The sequence below is a fragment of the Elusimicrobiota bacterium genome, assembly GCA_026388095.1.
Lineage (GTDB): Bacteria > Elusimicrobiota > Elusimicrobia > UBA1565 > UBA9628 > UBA9628.
This window is the reverse complement of the sequence record JAPLKL010000006.1, coordinates 65783-86247: the sequence shown is the minus strand read 5'-3', so window position 1 is coordinate 86247 and position 20465 is coordinate 65783. Positions and strand designations below refer to the sequence as shown.

General features: G+C 66.3%; 20 protein-coding genes. 6 read left to right on the top strand and 14 right to left on the bottom strand.

The genetic code is table 11. The features are described from left to right. From NTY77_01220 to NTY77_01190, 7 genes are all read right to left on the bottom strand, one after another. Positions 1-1140 (bottom strand): DegT/DnrJ/EryC1/StrS family aminotransferase, encoded by a 1140-nt coding sequence (locus NTY77_01220; GenBank protein MCX5794100.1) that lies wholly within the window; start codon positions 1138-1140, stop codon positions 1-3. Continuing rightward, on the bottom strand, positions 1137-2696 hold the full coding sequence (locus NTY77_01215; protein ID MCX5794099.1) for a PfkB family carbohydrate kinase: 1560 nt from the start codon (positions 2694-2696) through the stop codon (positions 1137-1139). Before NTY77_01215 ends, NTY77_01220 begins: the two co-directional genes overlap by 4 nt. A gap of 2 nt (positions 2697-2698) precedes the next feature. Next, positions 2699-3715 carry an SDR family oxidoreductase gene (locus tag NTY77_01210; GenBank protein ID MCX5794098.1) on the bottom strand — a complete coding sequence of 339 codons (1017 nt, stop codon included), beginning with the start codon at positions 3713-3715 and terminating at the stop codon, positions 2699-2701. Continuing rightward, positions 3712-4734, bottom strand: a complete 1023-nt coding sequence (locus NTY77_01205; protein ID MCX5794097.1) for an SDR family oxidoreductase — start codon at positions 4732-4734, stop codon at positions 3712-3714. Before NTY77_01205 ends, NTY77_01210 begins: the two co-directional genes overlap by 4 nt. 100 nt (positions 4735-4834) lie before the next feature. Then, positions 4835-5965 carry a glycosyltransferase family 1 protein gene (locus NTY77_01200; GenBank protein MCX5794096.1) on the bottom strand — a complete coding sequence of 377 codons (1131 nt, stop codon included), beginning with the start codon at positions 5963-5965 and terminating at the stop codon, positions 4835-4837. 87 nt (positions 5966-6052) lie between these two features. Further along, the gene (locus NTY77_01195; protein MCX5794095.1) at positions 6053-6286 is read right to left on the bottom strand and encodes a hypothetical protein; all 234 of its coding nucleotides are present in this window, start codon (positions 6284-6286) and stop codon (positions 6053-6055) included. Positions 6287-6351: 65 nt separating this feature from the next. Continuing rightward, the gene (locus NTY77_01190; GenBank protein ID MCX5794094.1) at positions 6352-7257 is read right to left on the bottom strand and encodes a HAMP domain-containing sensor histidine kinase; all 906 of its coding nucleotides are present in this window, start codon (positions 7255-7257) and stop codon (positions 6352-6354) included. A 118-nt stretch (positions 7258-7375) separates the two neighbouring features. On the opposite strand from NTY77_01190, the gene NTY77_01185 reads away from it, so the two are divergent. From NTY77_01185 to NTY77_01160, 6 genes are read left to right on the top strand one after another with little or no spacing between them, the layout of a single operon-like run. Then, positions 7376-7951: an RNA polymerase sigma factor gene (locus tag NTY77_01185; protein ID MCX5794093.1), complete on the top strand. Its 576-nt coding sequence runs from the start codon at positions 7376-7378 to the stop codon at positions 7949-7951. Next, entirely contained in the window at positions 7941-8420 is a 480-nt protein-coding gene (locus tag NTY77_01180) for a zf-HC2 domain-containing protein (GenBank protein MCX5794092.1), read from the top strand. Before NTY77_01185 ends, NTY77_01180 begins: the two co-directional genes overlap by 11 nt. Continuing rightward, on the top strand, positions 8413-9423 hold the full coding sequence (locus NTY77_01175) for a hypothetical protein (GenBank protein MCX5794091.1): 1011 nt from the start codon (positions 8413-8415) through the stop codon (positions 9421-9423). Before NTY77_01180 ends, NTY77_01175 begins: the two co-directional genes overlap by 8 nt. Continuing rightward, complete coding sequence (radC, locus tag NTY77_01170; protein MCX5794090.1) at positions 9420-10136, top strand: DNA repair protein RadC; 717 nt, start codon at positions 9420-9422, stop codon at positions 10134-10136. The genes NTY77_01175 and radC overlap by 4 nt, the downstream gene beginning before the upstream one ends. A 40-nt stretch (positions 10137-10176) precedes the next feature. After that, complete coding sequence (locus NTY77_01165; protein MCX5794089.1) at positions 10177-11310, top strand: PD-(D/E)XK nuclease family protein; 1134 nt, start codon at positions 10177-10179, stop codon at positions 11308-11310. Next, positions 11307-12785, top strand: a complete 1479-nt coding sequence (locus NTY77_01160) for an FGGY family carbohydrate kinase (protein ID MCX5794088.1) — start codon at positions 11307-11309, stop codon at positions 12783-12785. Before NTY77_01165 ends, NTY77_01160 begins: the two co-directional genes overlap by 4 nt. On the opposite strand, the gene NTY77_01155 is transcribed toward NTY77_01160, so the two are convergent. From NTY77_01155 to lipB, 7 genes are all read right to left on the bottom strand, one after another. Further along, positions 12710-13423 (bottom strand): HAD-IA family hydrolase, encoded by a 714-nt coding sequence (locus tag NTY77_01155; protein MCX5794087.1) that lies wholly within the window; start codon positions 13421-13423, stop codon positions 12710-12712. The two genes, NTY77_01160 and NTY77_01155, sit on opposite strands and share 76 nt — an antisense overlap. Then, positions 13420-14577 (bottom strand): glycosyltransferase family 9 protein, encoded by a 1158-nt coding sequence (locus tag NTY77_01150; GenBank protein ID MCX5794086.1) that lies wholly within the window; start codon positions 14575-14577, stop codon positions 13420-13422. The genes NTY77_01155 and NTY77_01150 overlap by 4 nt, the downstream gene beginning before the upstream one ends. Next, on the bottom strand, positions 14574-16313 hold the full coding sequence (locus NTY77_01145) for an ABC transporter ATP-binding protein (protein MCX5794085.1): 1740 nt from the start codon (positions 16311-16313) through the stop codon (positions 14574-14576). The genes NTY77_01150 and NTY77_01145 overlap by 4 nt, the downstream gene beginning before the upstream one ends. Positions 16314-16320: 7 nt before the next feature. After that, the gene (locus NTY77_01140; protein ID MCX5794084.1) at positions 16321-17655 is read right to left on the bottom strand and encodes a DUF1015 domain-containing protein; all 1335 of its coding nucleotides are present in this window, start codon (positions 17653-17655) and stop codon (positions 16321-16323) included. A 66-nt stretch (positions 17656-17721) separates the two neighbouring features. Further along, positions 17722-18672: a hydroxyacid dehydrogenase gene (locus NTY77_01135; protein ID MCX5794083.1), complete on the bottom strand. Its 951-nt coding sequence runs from the start codon at positions 18670-18672 to the stop codon at positions 17722-17724. Further along, the gene (locus tag NTY77_01130) at positions 18669-19847 is read right to left on the bottom strand and encodes a phosphoserine transaminase (protein MCX5794082.1); all 1179 of its coding nucleotides are present in this window, start codon (positions 19845-19847) and stop codon (positions 18669-18671) included. Before NTY77_01130 ends, NTY77_01135 begins: the two co-directional genes overlap by 4 nt. 32 nt (positions 19848-19879) lie before the next feature. Beyond that, on the bottom strand, positions 19880-20431 hold the full coding sequence (gene lipB / locus NTY77_01125; GenBank protein ID MCX5794081.1) for a lipoyl(octanoyl) transferase LipB: 552 nt from the start codon (positions 20429-20431) through the stop codon (positions 19880-19882). Positions 20432-20465: the final 34 nt, after the last annotated feature.

Below are 20465 nucleotides of genomic sequence, written 5' to 3'. Positions count from 1 at the left end.
CTAGGAATAGAACTCCTCTACACAGCTTATCATGTAGGAGAGCTCTTCTGCAGTGAGGTGCTGGTGTACGGGCAAAGTGACGGTGGTCTTGGCCTGGGCCTCGGCTTTCGGGAAGTCCCCGGCTTTGTAGCCGAGGCTCCGGCTGGCGGGCTGCAGGTGCAGGGGCACGGGATAGTGGACCTTGGCCTCTACCCCATGCGCCCGCAGGTGCGCGCAGAGGAGGTCGCGGTCCTGGGCCAGGAACTGGTAGAGGTGATAGACGTGCCGCTCCCCGGCGTCGCGCCGCGGCAGCGTCACGCGGGGGATCAGTTTGGAGAGGGCCGCGTCGAGTTTTGCCGCGTTGGCGATGCGGGTGTTGGTGATCCACTCGAAATCCTTGATGAGGTGGAGCCCCACCACGGCCTGTAGGGAATCGAGGCGGCTGTTGTAGGCGTAGAATGCGTACTCATCGCGCGTGGACATGCCGTGGTTGCGCATGAGGATGAGCCGGTCGCGCAGCTCCTGGGAATCAGTGGTGATGAGCCCACCGTCGCCCCAGACATTGAGGTTCTTAAGGGGATGCAGGCTGAAGCCTGCGGCCGCGCCCCAGGTGCCGCACTTGCGGCCGTCGATCTCGGCTCCGATAGACTGGCAGGCGTCCTCGAGCACCGGAATCTTGTGCCGCGCCGCGATATCCATGATGCGGCTCATGTCTGCCGGCTGTCCCCCCCACTGCACGGGTAGCAGGGCCTTGGTTCGGGGAGTGATGGCGCGCTCCATGAGGTCCGCGTCGATGACGAACTTGTCGTCGCAGTCCACGAACACGATGCGGGCTCCCGCCGCGGCGATGGCTCCAGCGGTGGCCACGAAGGTGTTGGCGGCAGTGATGACCTCATCGCCAGGCCCGATTCCCAGGGCCTTGAGTGAGAGCGTCAGGGCGTCGGTCCCGGAACCGACCCCTACCGCATATTGGGATCCGATGAGCCGGGCGAACTCGGCCTCGAACTCGGCGACGGGCGCGCCCAGGGTGAAGTCGCCGGACTTGACCAGCTTGCGGATATCGTCGACGATGGGCTCGATATCGGCGAACTGCCGGTCGAGGTAGGAGTAGCGCACCTGGGTAACGGGATTGATTTTGACGCGTCGGTCTTTCAGAGTCATTTCAGCAGGGTCTTGATGAACTTGAACAGGGCCACGGGATCCACGGGCTTGCGGTTGCCCACGATTTCGACCGCCAAGGCGCCCACGCAGTTGCCGATGAAGCAGAGCAGGTCCGGCGGGACCCGGCGATAGGCGCAGGGTGAGGTGACGGCGAAAAGCGCGTCGCCGGCGCCCATCCGGTCCACGATGCGCAGGGCCAGGGCCGGCGACTCGTGCCACCCGCATGACGAGAGCACGAAGGAGCCCAGCGCTCCGCGGCTGACCAGGAACTGGCCCGCGCGCAGTTGGCGGCGCACCGAGGCCGCGAGGTCCGGTATGGCGCCGTACTTGTCGCGCGCCGCGATGCGCAGCTCCAGCTCGTCGATGGCCACGTAGTCGGCGTGGGCGTACTTGGTGACCGCGTTAAAGCCGTGGTTGGCGGAATTGGATTGGGTGTTGAGGGCCAGGAACTTGCGGCTGGAGAGCACCGTCTCGCGCAGGCGGGGGGTCATCAGGCCGTGCCCGAAATCGTTGACCACGACCAGGTCGTGACGAGGAAGCTCCCGGGCGAGCTTGGCTTGGCAGGCCTTTTCGGTGCGGGTGTCCAGGGGCGTGTCGTCGAGATACTGGATCTCGAAGACCTTGCGGAGCGGTTCAGGATCCACGAAGCGCTGCTTGCGCACGGTGGGCCGCTCGGGGGTCCGGACGGCCTCCAGGCGCACGTTGGGCCTGAGCTTGCCGCGGATGAAAGCCTCTTCCTTCGCGTCCGGTCCAAGATTAGTGAGCAAGACGACCGACTGGCAGAAGCCGGCCAGATGGTTGGCCGTGGCCACGGCGCCGCCCGCGAAGAGCTCCTCGTGCGAATATTTGGTGGAGACCAGGTTTTCCTTTGGGGACTTCCCCAGGGGCAGGCAGTAGGAGTATTGGTCGAGGATGGCTTCTCCTATCACCAGGACCTTGAGCTTGGAGAGCGAGCGCAGGTGAGCGATGATACTGTCGGCTGAGTGAAGCCGGCGCATACCATCCAAGTACTCCTGGGTCTCTGCCGGATAGGCGCTGAAGAAACGGTTGATAATGTGGCTGGAACTCGAGGTGAAGCCTTCGGTAGTGACGAGGCGGCCGCCTACGGACTTGATGGCGGCTGCTTCCTCGCCTATCTTTCCGGTCAGGTCCGCTTTGGGGTCTGCGTAGTCGCGGCCTTTGACGTAGAAATGCGGCCGTAGCAGCTTGATGGCCTTGGTCGCGGTGGGCCATTCGTTGAGCGCGACATAGTCGACCATGGCCAAGGCGGCGAGGCTTTCCAGGCGAAGTTGCTCGGAGAACAGCGGATGTCCCGGACCCTTGTTGACCCAACGGTCCGGGGTCACCGTCACGACCAGCAAATCGCCGTGCTTGCGCGCCTCCTTGAAGTGGACGATGTGGCCGGGGTGCACCAAGTCGAAGACCCCGTGGCAAAGCACGATCTTGCGGCCGCGGCGGCGCGCTGACTGGATGATGGCGGCGAGCTCGGTAAGCCCCTTGATCTTGCCGGAGACGTCGGTCCTGGGCTGGGACGGCGCGGGCTTGGCCATGGGCATTCTCAAGGTCTCCTCTCGGCGGCCGGGGTGAGGCAGCGGAACCACGTCTCCGTGGCCTTGGCGATCTGCTCCGGCGTCCAGACCGGGGCGGCTTTCCAGTAGTCGATATGCTCGATCATCCGGCGCACGCCATCCTCCAAAGAGACGCGGGGCTCCCAGCCCAAGACGCGCCGGATCTTGGAGATGTCGGCGAAGGTGCGGTCCGGTTCGCCGGGCCTCTTGGGGATGTGGGTTACCGGGCCGCCCAAGAGCTCCACAAGACGGTTGACGCTGTAGGTGTGGCCCGAACCCACGTTGAAGACCTCGCCGCTCACCGAGGACCGCGCCGCGCTCGCCAGGGCCTCCGCCACGTCGGTGACGAAGGTGAAGTCGCGGGTCTGCCGGCCGTCGCCGACCACGGTGTAGGGCCGGCCGGCCAGTTTCTGGGCCAGGAAGACCCCGAACACGGCGCCGTAAGTCCCCGAGGTGCGCGAGCGCGGCCCGTAGACGTTGAAGAAACGCAGGCTCACCACCGGCAGACGGTAGACTTGGCCCCAGTGCAGGACCAGCTCCTCTCCCAGGCGCTTGGTCAGGGCGTAGGGGTACTGCGGCCGGATGGCCGCGGTCTCCGGCGTCGGGAAGACGTCCGGGATGCCGTAGCATGAGGATGAGGCCGCGTAGACGAAGCGCTTGACGCCCGCCGCGCGCGCCGCTTCGAGGACGGACTGAGTCGCGGCGACGTTGGCGCGGAAGTAGTCCGTGGGGCGCTCGATGGAGGGCACGATGTCGGCCAAGGCGGCGAGGTGGAAGACCCAGTCGGCGCCTTGGAAACAGGGGCTGATAGACTCTCCGTCCGCGGCATCGGCTCGGACCAGCTTGAGCCCGGCCTGATCCTTGAGGTGCGCCAGGTTCTCGGGCCGGCCGGTGGAGAAGTCGTCGATCACCGTGACGGCCAGGCCTTCTTTGAGGAGGCGCTCGACCAGGTGGCTGCCGATGAACCCGGCGCCTCCGGTGACCACCGCTCGGGCCGGCGTGCTCATGCGCTCCTCGCGGAGGTGAGGGCCTTCATGGTCTTGACGTTGAAGTAACGGGGGTCGGTGAGGCTGTCCGGGAGCTGGCGGGCCTTGAAGGCGCGACAGAGGTCGGCGATGGCGTCTTCCACCGTGCGCGTGGGCTTGAACCCCAACTTGGCGGCGATCTTCCCGGAGGAGACGTGATAGGAGCGCAGGTCGTCCGTGGCGCTGGTCACGATCTCGATGGGCGCCTTCTCCGGCATCTCGGCCTCCACCACCCTGCGCACCATCTGGGCCAGGTCGGCGATGGAGTAGTTCTGATAACCGGCGTTGAAGGTGTCGCCGGCCAGTTTCTCATCGGGGAGCCCCAGGAGCCGGAGGTAGAGGTCGGCCATGTCCCCGATGTGCAGGTTCGGGCGCTTCTGGCTGCCGCCGAAGACCGTGATGCGGCGGTTGTTGACCGCGAGGTTGGTCAGGATGTTGACCGAGAGGTCGAGGCGCATGCGCGGGGAGTAGCCGCAGACGGTGGCCGGCCGGATGATGACCGTGCAGAAATCCGGAGCTTGGTAACGGCGCAGTACGTCCTCGCATAGGGCCTTATACTTGCTGTAGTCCGTGAGGGGCTTGAGGGGGTGCTCCTCGGTGACGTCCGGGGCTTCGCTGACGCCGTAGACGGAACTGGAGGAGGCGTAGATGAAGCGCCTGACCCCGGCGGCGCGGCAGGCCTTGAGCATGGGCTCGAAGCAGTCGAAGTTGATTGACTTGCCCAGGCCGGCGTCGAGCTCGAAGCTGGGATCGTTGGAGATGCAGGCCAGATGGATGACCGCGTCCGTCCCGGCCAACTCGGAGTCCAAGCGAGCGGTGTCGCGGATGTCGGCCCGGACGACCTTGAGCCGCGGGTGAGATGGGAGGTTGCGGTCCCCGTAATACATGATGTCGAATACCGTGACGTGGTATCCGGCATCGAGGAGCTTGGGCACGAGGACGCAGCCTACGTAGCCGGCCCCACCAGTGATGAGGACCTCTCTTGTAGGTTCGTCGTTCATAAAATGAACAGCTATCGTCAATTGTACTAAAATTCCGACGTGGCTCCACTGCGCGGAAGCTCCAGCAGGTGCCGGTAGGGCGCCTTTCAGGCTCGCATCTTCATCGGCCTTGGCCCAGGGTCCGTCGATAGACCTCGATGGTGTCGCGGGCGGTCTTATCCCAGGAGAAGCGGCGCACCCGCTCCAGCCCGCGCCGCCGCAAGTCCGCCGCTAGGGATGCGTCGGTCAGTATCCTCTGCAATCCGAGGGTCAAGGCCTTGCAATCCAGAGGGTCGAAGACCAGGCCCGCGTCGCCGACGAGTTCAGGGAGAGCTCCCGCCCGCGATACCAGGATGGGCGCCCCGCAAGCCATCGCTTCCAGGGCCGCGAAACCGAAGCCCTCGATCAGCGAGGGCACCACGACCGCCGCCGCATCCTGATAGAGGGAGACGATTTCGCCGCGCGACGCTCCGGTCAGTATATCGACCCGGCCGCCGAGGCCCAGCTCACGGATGAGGCTCTCGACCCGGGCCAGGTCTCGTCCTCCGTGTCCCGCGAGCACCAGGTCCCCCACGCACTCCGGAGCCCGGGCCAGCAATCCATGGTAGGCTTTGACCAAAGTCGGGATGTTCTTGTGCTCGAGAAAACTGCCGACATGCAGGATGAAAGGGCGGGCGCGCGTCGGGGGCCGCCGGCCCTCGCGCGGCCGGAACTCCGGCGCAGGCCCGCCCTCCAGCACGGTCGCGACGCGGGTGGGGTCCAGGCTCCACCGTCGCAGGATCTCTCCCCGGGTGAACTCCGAGACCGCCACGACTGCGTGGGCGCGCCGGACGGATCGGGTCGTGAGGAAGTCGAAGTAAAAGCGGTCCCAGGCCGTAGCCTGAGGGGATAGCCCCCCAACATGATGCACGGTCACCACGCTGGGCAGGCTGTGGAGGCGAGGAATCGTGTTCCCCAGACCATGGAACAAATCGAGCTTCCAATCGCGCAGCCACCGTTCCTGCAGTCCCAGCCCGAATTCATCTGCTGGGAGGAGCAGGCGTTGGGGAAAACGCTTGAACGCAGGACGGAAATTCCCGGCCAGCGGCAAATCGAATGCGGCCATCCGGTCCGGTCTGGACCAGAAGGCGCTGTAGAGAAAGTACTCGTTCTCCTGGTCGACTGCGGCCAAGCCCTTGACCAGGTTCTTGACGTACATGTCCAAGCCGCTGTTCCCGGCCAGTGCCGAGCTGATGTCAAGACCGATGCGCATCATCGTTGAGGGATTCTATCTAATCCTCCCGCCGCGGTCCAATGGAGTACGAAGCGTCTTGGAGGCTCGGATCGTCCCCCGGAGTCGTCAGCCGAAGGCTAAGCCTACGGGCGGATGTCCGAGCATCCCGCGCAGGGACCAGGGACCATCTGCGGCCGCCTGCGGGGAGTCGCCGGGGCCGGCCACGAAGCAGAAGGTCCGGCGGGCGCCGTGCTTTCGTCGCAGGGGCTCCAGGTGCTCCCCGCAGTCCACCACGCGCAGACTGCGGTCGAAGACGACCCAGGTATCGTGGTAGCTGGGGGCCAGATGGAATATAGGCATGAGGATATTCCACCAAAGCTGTGTTTCAGGCCTGTTAAGGAAAAGGGCCGACCCGGATGGGCAGCCTAGACGAACATCGCGAAGAACGCGTTGAGGCGGCGGTAGAGCGAGACCAGCAGGCCGTGGTACTCGACCGGCTTCGGGTAGAGCTCGACCTTGCGGGCCATGTCCTCGGGGGCGATCGGAATCGTGAAGGAGAAGCTCGCGCCGGCGCCTTTCCAGCTCTCGGCCCAGATGCGGCCGCCGTGCAGCTCCACCATGGTCCGGGCCAAGGTCAGGCCCAGGCCCGTGCCCTCGGTCTTCTTCTGGACGCTGGACGCGGACTGCACGAACATGTCGAAGACCTTCTCGATGTCCTCGGCCGGGATGCCGCAGCCCATGTCCTTGACCCGGAAGACCAAAGCTCCGGCGTGCTCGTAGCGGCCGGCCTTGACCGAGACCGTGACGGTCCCGCGGGTGGGGCTGAACTTGATGGCGTTGGAGATGAGGTTGGTCAGGACCTGGACCACGCGCCGCGCTTCGGCCGAGACCCGGGGCAGGCCTTCCTCGATGTCCTTGACCAGCTTGACGCCCTTGGAGAGGGCCATGGTCTGCATGGCGTCCACGGCGTCGCCGATGAGGGCGCGCGCCTCGCAGGGCTCCGTTGTGACGGTCATCTTGCCCGCCACGATCTTTGAGTAGTCCATGATGTCGTTGATGAGCCCTTCGAGGCGCGCGGTGTTCTTGATCGCCAAGTTCAGCATCTGCTTCTCATCGGATTCCAGCTTGCGCAGGACCTGCTCCTGGAGGATCTCCAGGCCCAGACGGATCGCAGTGACCGGGGCGCGCAATTCATGGGTGAGGTAGGAGGCCTGCATCTGCTCGGGAGCCTTCACGGGCACCGGCGCCGGCACCGGGGCCGGGACCGGCTGTTCGGGCTGGCGGATCACCAGGTCTTCCCACTGCGCCACTTCTGGGGTCTTGGCGTTCACGCTATGAGTATGTGGCCAGGCTGTTACAGAGCGATTTCAGGGCTGTTAACGAATTGTTACAATCGACGAGGCGGCAGGACGGGAGGGAACTTTTTCGGCCCGAACTCGTATGTATAGTATGAGCCCCAAGCGGGACCCGGCGCAGATGGAGCGGCTCGTGGAGGAGCATTCGGAGCGGGGCTACCAGTTCGCCTATGGGCTTTGCGGCAACAGCGAGGAGGCCAAGGAGTTGGTGCAGGAGGCCTTCTACCGCGTCTTCCGGAGCTGGGACCGCTACGACCGCTCCCAGCCGCTGGAGACTTGGTTCCTGACCATACTTAGGAACATCTACGTTGACAGCGTCAGGAGCTGCGAGCACAGGTTCGGCGTGCGCCTCGACGCCGCCTTGGCGCCCGAGCAGGGGGACGGCGCCACTCTCGCCGACAGCCTCGCCGACACCAAGGAAGAGGCGGTCCTGGAGCGGCTCACGCGGGAGAGCCAATTGGCCGAAGTGCGCCAGGCGCTGGACAGCCTCACGATGGAGCACAAGGCGATCCTGACCCTTTTCGACGTGGATGGACTCGGCTACGAGCAGATCGCCGAGGCCCTCGACTGCCCCCTGGGCACGGTGCGCTCCCGGCTCAGCCGGGCCCGCAGGGCGCTCAAGAGGGCGATCCTCAAGTCGGAGCCGGAGGTGGAACACCATGGAATGTGACCGGATGCGGGAGTCTCTCGAATCCTACGCCGCGGGCAGGCTCCCCGCCGCGGAGGCGTCCCGGCTCGAGGCCCACCTGCAGGTCTGCCCGGCCTGCTCCCGGGAACTGCGCTGGGTGCGCGTCCTCAAAGCGGCCGTGCGCGGCGTGCCCCGGCCCGCGTTGCCGGCGGACCTGCGCGCGGCGCTCATGCGTCAGGCCCGCGCGGCGGCGCAACCGCGCCCGGCTTGGCTGGAGTCCTGGCGCTTCTCTTGGCGCCTAGCGGCCGGGTTCGGCTGCGCCTCGGCCTTCGCCGCCGCGGTGGCGGTCCTGGCCGTCAGCCGCTTCTCCACCGGGACCGAGGAGCTCTCTTTGGACGAGGTCCTGGAAGCGCACAGCCGCTACGAGCTCACCATGCCGGCCGCTGACCGCGACGCCCTCTTCACCGGCCTGAGCCTGCGCTTGTCCCAGGAAGGAGGCCGTCATGACTAGCGCGCTGCTGCTTTCCGTCCTGTCCCTGCTGCCTGGGACCGCCGCCGCTGGCCCGCCCGAAGCCCTGACGGTCCTGCGCCAAAGTCTGGAGCCGCCCCATGAGCCTTACACGGCCGAGTTGACGGTCGAGAGCCGGGAGGCGGGCCAGGGGCAAGCCGTGTCCCGACGCTTGGCGGTCCGCTTCAGCCCCCCTAACCTCTACCGCCGCGAGATACTGGGGCCCGGCAGCAAGACGGCCCAGCTCATCGTGGAGGACGGCCGGACCGAATGGATCTACGACCCGGCGCGGCGCAAGGTCTGGCAGGGAGAGCCCGCCGACCCCCTCTTCAAGCGCTTCGGCCCGGAGGATGAGTTCGACCTCCTCAGCGAGAACTACGACGTCGGCATCGCGACCGGGGGTCCGGTCGCGGGACGCTCGACCTGGCTGCTCACCCTGCGCGCGCGCTCCGACGGCTTGCCGGCCCGGCGTCTGTGGGTCGACCGGAAGAGCTCCTTGCTCCTGCGGGCGGAGGCCTTCCGGCCTGACGGGTCCCCCGCCGATGCCATGTCCATGACCCGGCTCCAGATCGGAGAACCCCGGGACCTGACTCTGTTCCGATTCTCCCCTCCGGCCGGCAGCACGGTCGTCAAGCGGGCCGAGCCGGATTACCTGGCCTTGGACGAAGCCAAGGCCGCCGGCTTCGAGCCCCGGCTCCCGGCCTGGCTGCCCTCCGGCTACGTCTTCGAGAGCCTCTCCGTCATGGCCAAGGGCCGGCGCAACGTCGTTCACTACCGCTTTTCCGATGGACTTTCGGCCATCTCGCTCTTCCAATGTCCGCCTCGGGTCCGCCTCGACCTGGGCGCCCGCCTGAGCCGGCGCGTCAAGTTGAGCGTGGGCCGGGGCTACCGGACCCGGACGGCGGAAGGCAACGTGCTGTCCTGGAACTCGGGAGGCTGGCGCTTCGTCCTGGTCGGTTCCGCGTCCGACGAGACGCTCAAGCGCATGGCCGAATCGATGCGATGAACGCGCCGCGGGCGGCCGCCTACGCCTCATCGCCTCGGCCGGGAGTGCTCCTGCGCGACCTGCATCCGGTGGAAAGGCCGCGTGAGAAGCTGGCCCGGTCCGGCCCCGAGGCCCTGAGCGACCAGGAGCTCCTGGCCTTGGTCCTGCGCACGGGCTATTCCGGCCGCAGCGTCATGGACCTGTCCTCGTCTTTGCTGGTCCAGTTCACGGACGGCCTGGCGGAAGCGGGCTTCGCCGCGCTGCGCCGGGTCAAAGGCGTGGGCGAGACCCGGGCCGCGGCTTTGGTGGCCTCTTTCGAGCTGGCCCGGCGCTTCTCCGGCAGGCCGGACCACCGGCCCACCCTGGACAGCCCGGGACGGGTCCTGGAGGCCGTCCCGCAGGAGGTCCGCGAGGGGCGCAAGGAGCATCTCCTGGCCTTCTACCTCAACGCCCGCAGCCAGCTTCTGCGCCAGGAGACGGTCTCCATCGGCACGCTCTCGGCGAGCCTGGTCCACCCGCGCGAGGTCTTCTCCCCAGCCGTGGCTAACTCGGCCGCGGCGGTCATCGTCGTGCACAACCATCCCTCCGGCGACTGCTCGCCCTCTCCAGACGACCGGGACACCACCCGGCGCCTCTGCCGAGCCGGGGAGATCCTGGGCATCCCGCTCTTGGACCACATCATCGTGTCGGGCTCGGCGTGCTTCAGCTTCCGCGAGCACGGTCTCCTGGGCTAGCCCCGGGCGGCGCAGCCGCCCGTTTGGTAGAATATCCAGGATGGACCTGCCCCGCGCGCTCTCGCATTCCTCCATCTCTTTGTACGCGGAGTGTCCCCTCAAGTACAAGCTCAAGTACGTCGATAAGATTCCGGAGAAGCCCAAGCACTTCTTTTCCTTCGGCCAGAGCGTGCACCTGGCCCTGGAGTTCTTCTACGGCGGCAAGACCCCCGCGGCCCCTTCCTTGCAGGAGCTGCATCAGAGCCTCAAGGAAAACTGGGTCTCGGTCGGTTACCGGGACCAGGAGCAGGAGGCCGAGTACTTCCAGCAAGGCAAGGACATCCTGACCGGCTACTACAGGAAGCACGCCAAGGCCTTCTCCCTCCCCCTCCACGTTGAATATAATTTTCAGCTCACGGTGGAAGGCGTGCCGGTCACGGGGAAAGTGGACCGCATCGACCGGCTGGAAGACGGCCGGCTCTCCATCCTGGACTACAAGACCGGCAAGCAGCTGGCTGTTGACCGCATCGAGACCGACGCGCAACTGACCATGTACCAGTTGGCCTGCGAGGCCGGGCTCGGAGCCGAGGTCGGGATATTGACCTTCTACCATCTGCCCTCGCTCAAGGCGCATTCGGTCGGCCGCCGGCCCGAGGCCCTGGTGGGTGGGCTGCGGCGCAAGATCGTGGACACCGCCGCCGCCATCGTGGCGGAACGCTTCGAGCCCAAGCCTTCGGAGAATTCCTGTCGCTGGTGCGACTACAAGGCCTATTGCCCCATATTCGCGAAGCAGCCCACCGCCGCGGCGCCTCCGCCGGCAGATGGGGACCTGGCCGCGTTGATAGACCGGTACGGCGACATCATGGCGCGCGCGGCCGAGGCCGAGCGCGAGTCCGCGCAGGTCAAGGCCGCCATACTCGCCATCCTGCGCAGCAAGGGCTACGTCCGCGCCTTCGGCGCACGCTACGAGATCCAGCGCTCCGGCGCGGAGCGGACCGAGTTCCCCGAGGGCAACAAGAAGAAGGTCATCCGATTGCTCAAGGAGGCCGGGCTCTACGAGCGCATCCAGGCCCCTTCCGGCCCGCTCATCCAGAAGCTGCTGGCCGACCCCGACACCGATGCGGAACTGCGCGCCGCCCTGCGCGAGCTGGGCGACCGCGTGGAGCCCTCCGACCTCAAGGTGAGCCCGCTGTGAACCAAGCCGTGGTCATCGCCCTGGACCAGGGCAGCTCCACCTCCCGGACGCTGGCCATAGACGCCCGGGGCAAGGTCGTGGCCCGGGCTCAGCTCCCGGTGAGGACCTTCTACCCCAAGGCCGGCTGGGCCGAGCACGACGCGCTGGAGATCGCGCGCACCCAGGAGCGGACCCTGGACGCCGTGCTGGACCAGCTGCCCCGCGCCACGGAGGTCCTGGGCGTCGCGGTGGCCTCCCAGCGCTCGACCGTCGTCTTCTGGGACCGCAAGACCGGCAAGCCCGCGTCCCGGGCGCCGAGCTGGCAGGACGGCCGCGGCGCGGCCGTGGTGGCGCCGCTGCAGGCGCGGCAGACCGACGCGCACGAGCGCACGGGCCTGTATCTGACCCCCTATTACTCCGCGCCCAAGGTCAAGTGGTTCCTCGACAACGACCCCGCGGTGCGGCGGCTGGCGGAGGAGGGCCGCTTGCTGGCCGCCCCCGTGGCGACCTTCCTGATCTGGCGCCTGACCCGCGGCGAGGTCTTCGCGACCGACCCGACTTTGGCGCAGCGCATGATGCTGCTCAACCTGCGGACCATGGATTGGGACCCGGAGATGCTCGCCCTTTTCAACGTGCCCCGCGCGCTGCTGCCCAACGTGTTCTCCTCCGCCGGCGATTGGGGGTCTTTCCATCGCGGCGGACGCAAGCTCCCCATACTCGCCTGCCTGGGCGACCAGCAAGCCGCGACCATGGGTCTCGGCGGCGTGGCCCCGGGCTCGGCCGTGGCCAACTACGGCACCGGCGCGTTCTTCCTCTACAACACGGGCGAGGCCCAGCACCGGGTGCCGGGACTGCTGACTTCGGTGGCTTGGAAGTTGCGGGACCGGCCCGCGATCTTCCTTCAGGAGGGCACGGTGCACGCGGCCGGGGCCTCCTTCGACTGGCTGCGCGAGAATCTTGGGCTGCTCAAGAAGCAGACGGACATCGACCGCCTCTGCCGCGCCTCCAAGAACCGGGTGCTGGTCCTGCCGGCCATCGGCGGCTTGGGGGCACCGCGCTGGGACTATATCACCAAGACCGTGTTCTTCGGCATGACCAACCAGACCCGGGCCGCGGACCTGGTGCGGGGCATGGCCGAGGGCATCGCCTTCGAGATCGCGGACATCGTCGCCGCCTTGCGCCAGGCCGGACTCAAGCCCGGGGCCGTGAAGGCCTCGGGCGGTCTTTCCCGGGTGAGCTACCTGCTGCAGTTCCAGGCCGACCTGCTGGGAGCCGAGATCGAGCGCTGCGGCGAGGCCGAGGTGACGGCCTTGGGCGCTGCGTCCTTGGCCGCCGAGGCTGCGGGAGCGCCCTGGGCCGGGCGCCTGCGCCAGGGCAAAGGCGTGCGCGTGTTCAAGCCGGCTCTGCCGGAGCCTGAAGCTCAGGCCTTGCTGGCGGACTGGGGCGCCTTCGTCAAGGCGCAAGCGGCCTTGAGCCGCGAGATCAGCCTCCGGTAGCCCAGGGCCGCGAAACCGCGAGCCTGCCAATCCGCCTCCGAGAGCTCCTGCTCGTCGTTGTTCCCGCTGCGCAGCCCCACGCAGGTCATGCCCGCGTCCTTGGCGGCGCGCACCCCGAAGTCCGAGTCCTCTACGGCCAAGCAGATGGCGGGGCGCACCTTGAGGCGCCGCGCCGCCAGCAGGTAGAGGTCCGGGGCCGGCTTGGTCCGTCCGGGCGCGTCGTCGCCGGTCACGACCGCACGGAACGCCGCCCTGAGGCGGAAGCGCCGCAGGACCATGTCCACCCATTCCTTGGGAGAGGATGAGGCCAGTCCCAGCGGCACCCTGCGGCGTCGTAGGTCTGCGATGAAACGCCGTAAACCCGGAGCCAGGCCGACCTTGCGCAGGTAGACCTCTCGGGCGATGCGGTCGCAGCGCGCCAGGAAGTCGGTTTTCCCAAGGCGCAGGCCGTACTCCCTGACCAGATGATAGTAGAGGTCCACCACGCCCAGGCCTACGACCTTGCGGTGGTCAGCCACGGTCCAGCGTCCGACCAGGCCGCGCAGGAAGGGCCTCTCCAAGAGCATCCACTGATACTCGCTGTCCACCATGACCCCGTCCATGTCGAGGATGACGGCCGCGAGAAGCGCCCTCTTCATAGAAGCCGGACCGCGGCGTCGGCCACGGCGGCGGGAGCCAGTCCCTTGGGGTCCTGCCCCGGGCTTCTGAGGAAATGGGCGGTGGGGACCGGAGGGTTCCAGACCTCCGGATCGGTGCCGAAGAAGAGCGTGAGGGTCGGGACCTTGAGGCCCGCGGCCACATGCATCATGCCGCCATCGGGGCAGATGAATAGCCTCAGCCGCGCCAGGAGGGCCGCCACGCGGCCCAGGTCCGCCTCCTGGAACACGGGGGCGTCCGCGCCGAAAGCCTTCTTGAACTCGGAGAGATGGACATCCTCGTCAAGCCAGAAGGTCGATTCCCGGCTGTGGCTCTGGCGCCGAGCTTTGGGCGGGGCGATGATGATGAGGTCGCAGGGCTTCTGGGCCAGCACCAGCCGCGCCGTCTCCGCGTAATTGGCCGGCGGCCAGATGCGCTCCGGCCTGTCCGTCTTGCCGCCTATGAACATCCCGAGGATCGGACGGGTGCTGCCCGGGAACAGCGCCGCGAGACGCTCGTCGATGAGGCCGGCGTTCTCGGGGAGGACCCGATACACGGGCTCGCGGCGCGGGCAGGCCAGGCCGATGCCTTCCAACAGACCGAGGAACTTGTCGATCTCCCTGACCGGGTCGCGATACGGCAACTCGCAGCTGTAGAGCCAGCGGCTCCAATCGCGGCCGTAGGCGCGGGTGTCATAGCCTGCGACGAAGCGCGCTCCGGAGAGTTTGGCCAGGAGGATGGAGGTCAAAGACAGGGCGTTGCCGGAGAGGACCAAAGCCAGGTCGAACTTCTCCCGGCGCAGAACGGAGCGCATCCTCCACCACGCCGTGGGATGGGAGACGGTGCGCTCGTCCCAGGCCCAGACCTTGTCCAGCCCGGGATTGTTCTGCAGCGCCGCCTGGTTGAAGGTGTTGGCCAGGAATTGGATGGAAACGCCGGGGAACGCGGCTTTGAGGTTGGTTATTACGGGCGTGGTGCAGATCAGGTCGCCCAAGCCTTGATAGGGCCTCACCAGGAGGATCCTCTTGATGTCCCCCCTCTCCAGTCCGCGGCGCAGGTCCTCGGGCGCGGTCCGGCGGGGCGGGAAGAGTGAGCCGATGAGGCATGCCACGGTTGTTCGGCCCTTCTTCTCGACGGCTTTGAGGAGCTGCTTCACTGGACGTCGACGGGCTCGAGCTGTTGGTAGCGGTATAGGGTGGCGTAGATGCCGCCTTGGGCCAGGAGCTCGGCATGGGGCCCGGCCTCCGCGACCTCGCCGTGGTGCAGGACCACGATGCGGTGGGCGTTCTGCAACGTGGTCAGCCGGTGGGCGATGATGAGCACGGTCCTGCCGGGATAGAGGCGTTCCAGAGCCTCCTGGACGCTGCGCTCGCTGCCGGTGTCGAGGTTGGAGGTGGCTTCGTCGAGCAGGAGCAAGGACGGGTTCTTGAGCACGGCCCGCGCGATGGCGATGCGCTGGCGCTGGCCTCCGGAGAGGCGCAGGCCGCGGTCGCCCAGGGGAGTGTCGAGGCCCGCGGGCATGTGGGAGACGAACTCCGTGGCATCGGCGACCTGGAGAGCGGAACGGATGTCTTCCAGAGACGCCCCGTGTCGGCCCACTCCCACGTTGGCGCCCAGCGTGTCGTTGAAGAGGATGGTGTCCTGCGTGACCAAGCCCAGATGGGCGCGCAGAGCGTTGGATGAGTAGTCGCGCAGATCTTTGCCGTCGATGAGGATGCGGCCCTCCAGCGGGTCGAAGAGCCGCAGGAGCAGATGCACCAAGGTGGTCTTGCCCGAGCCGCTGGGGCCGGCGAAGGCCACGACCTCGCCGGCCTTGATGGTGAGGTCGATGTGGCGCAAGGCCCAGTTCTCGCGGCCGGGATAGCGATAGGAGACGTCCTCGAACACCACGCTCTCGCGCAGGCCGGAGAACGGCAAGGCGTCGGGGCGCTCCTTGACGCTGGGCTTCTCGTCCAGGATTTCGAAGATGCGGTCCGCCCCGGCCAGGGCCAGCTGGACCTGGGCGTTGGTCTGGGAGAGGTTCTTGATGGGAGCGTAGGCCATGAAGAAGGCGCCCAGGAAGGTGAAGAAGTCTCCGGGAGTCATGTGCCCATGGAATATCTCGGTGCCGGCCTTGAGCACGATGGCGGCCATGATGATGCTTCCCAGGAACTCCATGAGCGGGCCGGAGAGGGCGGTGGCCCTGAAATAGCGCATCATCTGGCTGAAGAAAGCGCTGCTCTCGGCCTTGAACTTGGCCGTGGCCTCGGCCTCGTAGTTGAAGGCCTTGACCACGAGCATGCCCTGCAGGCTCTCCTGGAAGCGGTGGTAGATCTCGCCCATGACTTCCTGACCCTTCATGCTGGAGGAGCGCAGCTTCTTGCCCAGCACGGCCAGGACCCCGCCCGCCATGGGGATGGCGAGTATGGCGATGAGCGCGAACTGCCAGTTGATGACGAACATGACCACGAGCAGGATGAGGACGGTGAGCGTGTCGCGCACCAGGAACAGGGGCACGAATTGGAGGCCTTGCTGGAGGTTGTTGAGGTCGTTGGTCAGGCGCGAGAGGAGCTCGCCGCTCTTGGACCTCCAGAAGAAGTCCAGGGAGAGGGTGTGGAGATGGGCGAAGAGTTCCTCGCGCAGGCGCTGGGCGATGCGCTGGCCGATGTAGTTGATGAGATAGGTCTGGGCGTAGACGAGGATGAGCTTGAGGAAGAAGATGGCGGGTATGGCCAGTACCACGGCCACGAGGAGATTGGGGTCCTTGCGCTCGAAGATGGAGTTGATGCCGGGCTTGAGGATGTAGACCGTGGCGCCGCTGAGGGCCGCCACGGCCACCATGACCAGGCAGACCTGCAGGAACCTGACCCGGTGCTCGTGGAGATAGGGGAGAAGGCGCTTGAGAGACTTCATCCGGGGCTCAGGCGATCTTCCGGCACTCCAGGTAGAACCGCTTTTCGCTGGCCTCTCCCATGGAGAACGTCTTGCGCGGCAGAGCGCCGTCGAGGATGACGGTCTTGAAGAGGTCGCTCTTGTCCATCGGCGGCAGATAGAAGCCGATGGCGCCGGGCTTGGCCGAGAGCGACTCGACGACTTCGTCGCCGTGGATGTAGTCTATCTTGGCCCGCTTGTCCGATGCCAGGTATTGGTCCAGGAAGGACTGCAGGGTGGCGACTTCCAGGGTCAGCTTCGGCCGGCGTATGCTGATGATGCCGAAGGTCTTGCCGGTCGAGAACGGGATGCAGTGGCAGGGACCAGCGCAGCTCCGGGACACCCGGATGGCGTTCTTCCGGCCCTTTACGGTGCGCACGGAGAAGCGCGGTCCGAAGAAGGACCCCATCGCCTTGAGCAGCGCGGCCGTGTCCGTGTTGAAGACCACGCGGTGGATCGGCTCGAACTCGAGCCCGTCGTCATGGACGTTGACGAGCTCGACGAGCGCGAAGCGCGCCGGGTGGCGCATGATGACCTTCTTGTCCTTGGCCTGGGACTTCAGGGTCTCCCAGATGGTCTTGGCCGTGGCGAGACTGTGGTTCCCGTCGCCCATGGCATAGAGGAGGACGCCCTTGCCCCGGGCACCGTACTTCTTCGCGAACCGGCCGCGCTCCGCGAGCCTGGCCAGGCTCTTGTGCACGCGCTCGATCGCCACCGCGTCGTCTATGAGATAGCCTGAGATATGCCCCGACCCCTGCATGAGGTCCGTGTCGTAGAGCTTGGCCGGCCGTTTCTTGCAAAGGGGCTCGATCACGGTCCTCTCCGGGTCGTCGATGAGGACCATGATATGGGGAAGCTCCAGCGAGGCGTTCTTGCGGATCTTCACGCGGGGAGGGATGCGCTCGAGGATCGTCCCTTCGGTGGCGCGGATGAGGGTCTGAGAGCCCTTCCTGAAGTCGTACCTCTCCAGGTCCAGCGCCACGATCATCCCTTTGCGGGACTTGGCATGGACGGTCTTTCGGTCCACGAGCACGAGCCCCGGCCGCTGCTCCCGCAAGACCCCCTCGGCCACGTAAGCGCGCATGGTCTTGTTGATGCTCGTGATCATTCGTGCCAAGCGCGGAGAGTCCAGGCCTATCTCCGGCAGGATGATGTTGAGCGTGGAGGGGGCTGACCCCGCGAACTTGCGGACCCGCTCCCAATACGCGGGTTCCGAGGTGTACTGGTCGCAGGCCACCACCGCCCATTTCTTGAGGTCCACCGCGGGCGCGGGAAGAAGCACGGTCGGCACCTGCAGCCCGATGTCATCGAAGAACATGGCCATGGCCTTCACCTCTTTGGGAAGATCGGGCCGGACCCGACGACTGGGTCCGGCCCGGGTCGGCGGTCGTTATAGGTCGCTGCCGTTTACGGCGTGCGTCATCTTGCCCGTGAGCAGGTAGTCCGCGATCTGCTCGGCGGCCTGCCGCGCCACGGTGATCTGGGCGTCCTTGGTGGAAGCCGCGATGTGCGGGGTGACGACCACATTCTCCATCCCGAAGAAGATGTGCTCGGTGGCCGGCTCCTTGACGAAGACGTCGCAGGCGAAGCCCGCGATCTGGCCGCTCTGCAGGGCCGCCTTCACATCGGCCTCGACCATGATGCCGCCGCGCGCGCAGTTGATGATGCGCACGCCCTTCTTCATCTTGGCGATGGCGTCCTTGTTGAGCATGCCCTTGGTGGTGTCCCGCATGGTCACGTGGTAGGTGATGAAGTCGGCCTTCTGATAGAGGGTGTCGAGGCTGACCATCTCGACGCCCAGCTCCCGGGCCCGTTCCGTGGTCATGACTGGGTCGTAGACCAAGACCTTCATCTTGAGTCCCATGGCCCGGTTGGCGACCACGGCGCCGATGTTGCCGCAGCCGATCACGCCGAGGGTCTTGCCGGTGAGCTCGACGCCCTCGAACTTCTTCTTCTCCCACTTGCCGGCGTGGGTGGAGGCGTTGGCCTGGGGGATGTGGCGGGCCAGGGCCATCATCATGGCCACGGCGTGCTCTCCGGTGGAGACGGTGTTGCCGAAAGGCGTGTTCATGACGACCACGCCCTTCTCGGTGCAGGCCGGCACGTCTATGTTGTCGACGCCGCTGCCGGCCCGGGCCACGGCCTTGAGCTTGGCCGCGGCCTTGACGAGGTCCGCGGTCAGCGTGGTGGCGGAGCGCACGATGATGGCCTCGTACTCGCCGATGCAGGCTTTGAGCTCCTCGGGCTTCATGCCGTTCTTGACGACCGGCTGCAGGCCCCTTTCCTTCAGGACCTTTTCGCAGATGGAATCGGCTTTGTCGGCGATGAGGACTTTCATCATTTCACTGTCTCCTTGGCGTATTCCTGTGAGACGGATTCATAAGCCCAATCCAGCCAGTGGGTGAGGGCTTCGACGTCCGAGGTCTCCACGGTGGCGCCGCACCAGATGCGGATGCCAGCAGGGGCCTTCCCATAAGAGTTGATGTCGTGGGCGACGCCCTCCTTGTCGAGCATCCCCGTGATCTTCTTGGCGGCCTTGGCCTTCTCCTCGTCGGGAAGCTTGGTGAACCAGTCCGCCGTGATCTTGAAGCAGACGGAGGTGTTGGAGCGGATGGCCTTGGACTCGGCGAGGAAGGAGATCCAGCCGGCCTTCTCCACCCATTTCTCGAGGGCGGCGAGGTTGGCGTTGGAGCGGGCGACCAGAGCCTTGCAGCCGCCGATGGACTCGGCCCACTTGAGGGCGTCTATGGCGTCCTCCACGCAGAGCATGGAGGGGGTGTTGACCGTGTTGTACTCCAGCTCGCCGGGCTTGAGCTTGCCTTCCGCGACCAGGCGGAAGATCTTGGGCAGAGGCCAGGAGACCTTGGGGTCGTTCTCCTCCATGCGCTTGACGGCGCGGGGCGAGAGGATGAGGACGCCGTGGCCGGCCTCTCCGCCGAGGACCTTCTGCCAGGAGAAGGTCACGACGTCGAGCTTGGTGAAGTCGAGCTCCATGGCGAAGATGCCGGAGGTGGCGTCGCAGATGGTCAGGCCCTCGCGGTCCTTGGATATCCAGTCGAGGTTGGGGACCTTGACTCCGGAGGTGGTGCCGTTGGATGTGAAGACGATGTCGTGCTTGGGGTCGGCCTTGGTGAGGTCGGGGATCTTGCCGTAGTCGGCCTTGAACTCGCGCACGTTGGGCAGCTTGAGGTACTTGACCACGTCCGTGATCCAGCCTTTGCCGAAGGACTCCCAGCCGAAGATGTCAACGGGCCTGGGCCCCAGGAGGGTCCATAGGGCGAGTTCGACGGCACCGGTATCGGAGCCGGCCACCACGCCGATGCGGTAGTCCGCGGGCAGGCCTAGGACGGCCTTCATGCGGTCGGAGACTTCCTTGAGCCGGGCCTTGCCTTCCTTGGAGCGGTGGGAGCGGCCGACCAAAGCGTTCTTGAGGGCGTCGACGGTCCAGCCGGGGCGCTTGGCGCAGGGGCCGGAAGAGAAGTTGGGGCACTTGGGCTTCAAAGTGGGCTTTTGCATTCTATCCTCCTTAATGTCTTTTGCCTATCATATCAAAAGTAACGTAGGAAGGCTTCAGCCACGGCCTTGGCGACCAAGGTCTCATCCAGGGGCTTTCCCAGGACATCGGCCAGCGACGTCCACCCAGGCCCCGAGCGCGGCGTGATGCAGTGGAACGGAGCCAGGTCGCAGTTGATGTTGAGCGCGAAGCCATGGCAGCAGATCCCTTTCCGTGCCGCCACCCCGATGAACACTAGCCTCTTGCCCCGCGCCCACAGCCCCACAGACCCCTTGCGGCGCACCGCCTTCACTCCCAGGCCCAGCAGCGCCTCCATGATCACGCCCTCTAGCGAGCGACGATAGGCTGCCAGAGTCAGACCACGCTGCCGCAGGTCGAAGACCGGATACCCCGCCAGCTGACCCGGACCGTGGTAGAAAAGCCCCCCCTCTCGGTCCACCGTGCGCAGAGGATACGGCAGCTTGTGGGCGGGTCTCTGCCGGCACGCCACGCCGCGGGTGTAGAGGGGCGGATGCTCGGCCAGCAGGAGGGTGTCAGGAGCCTCTCCCAAGGCCCGGCGCCGCAGCAATGTGAACTGCTTGCCCATCACCTCTGAATACGGCTTCAGCCCAAGGTGACGG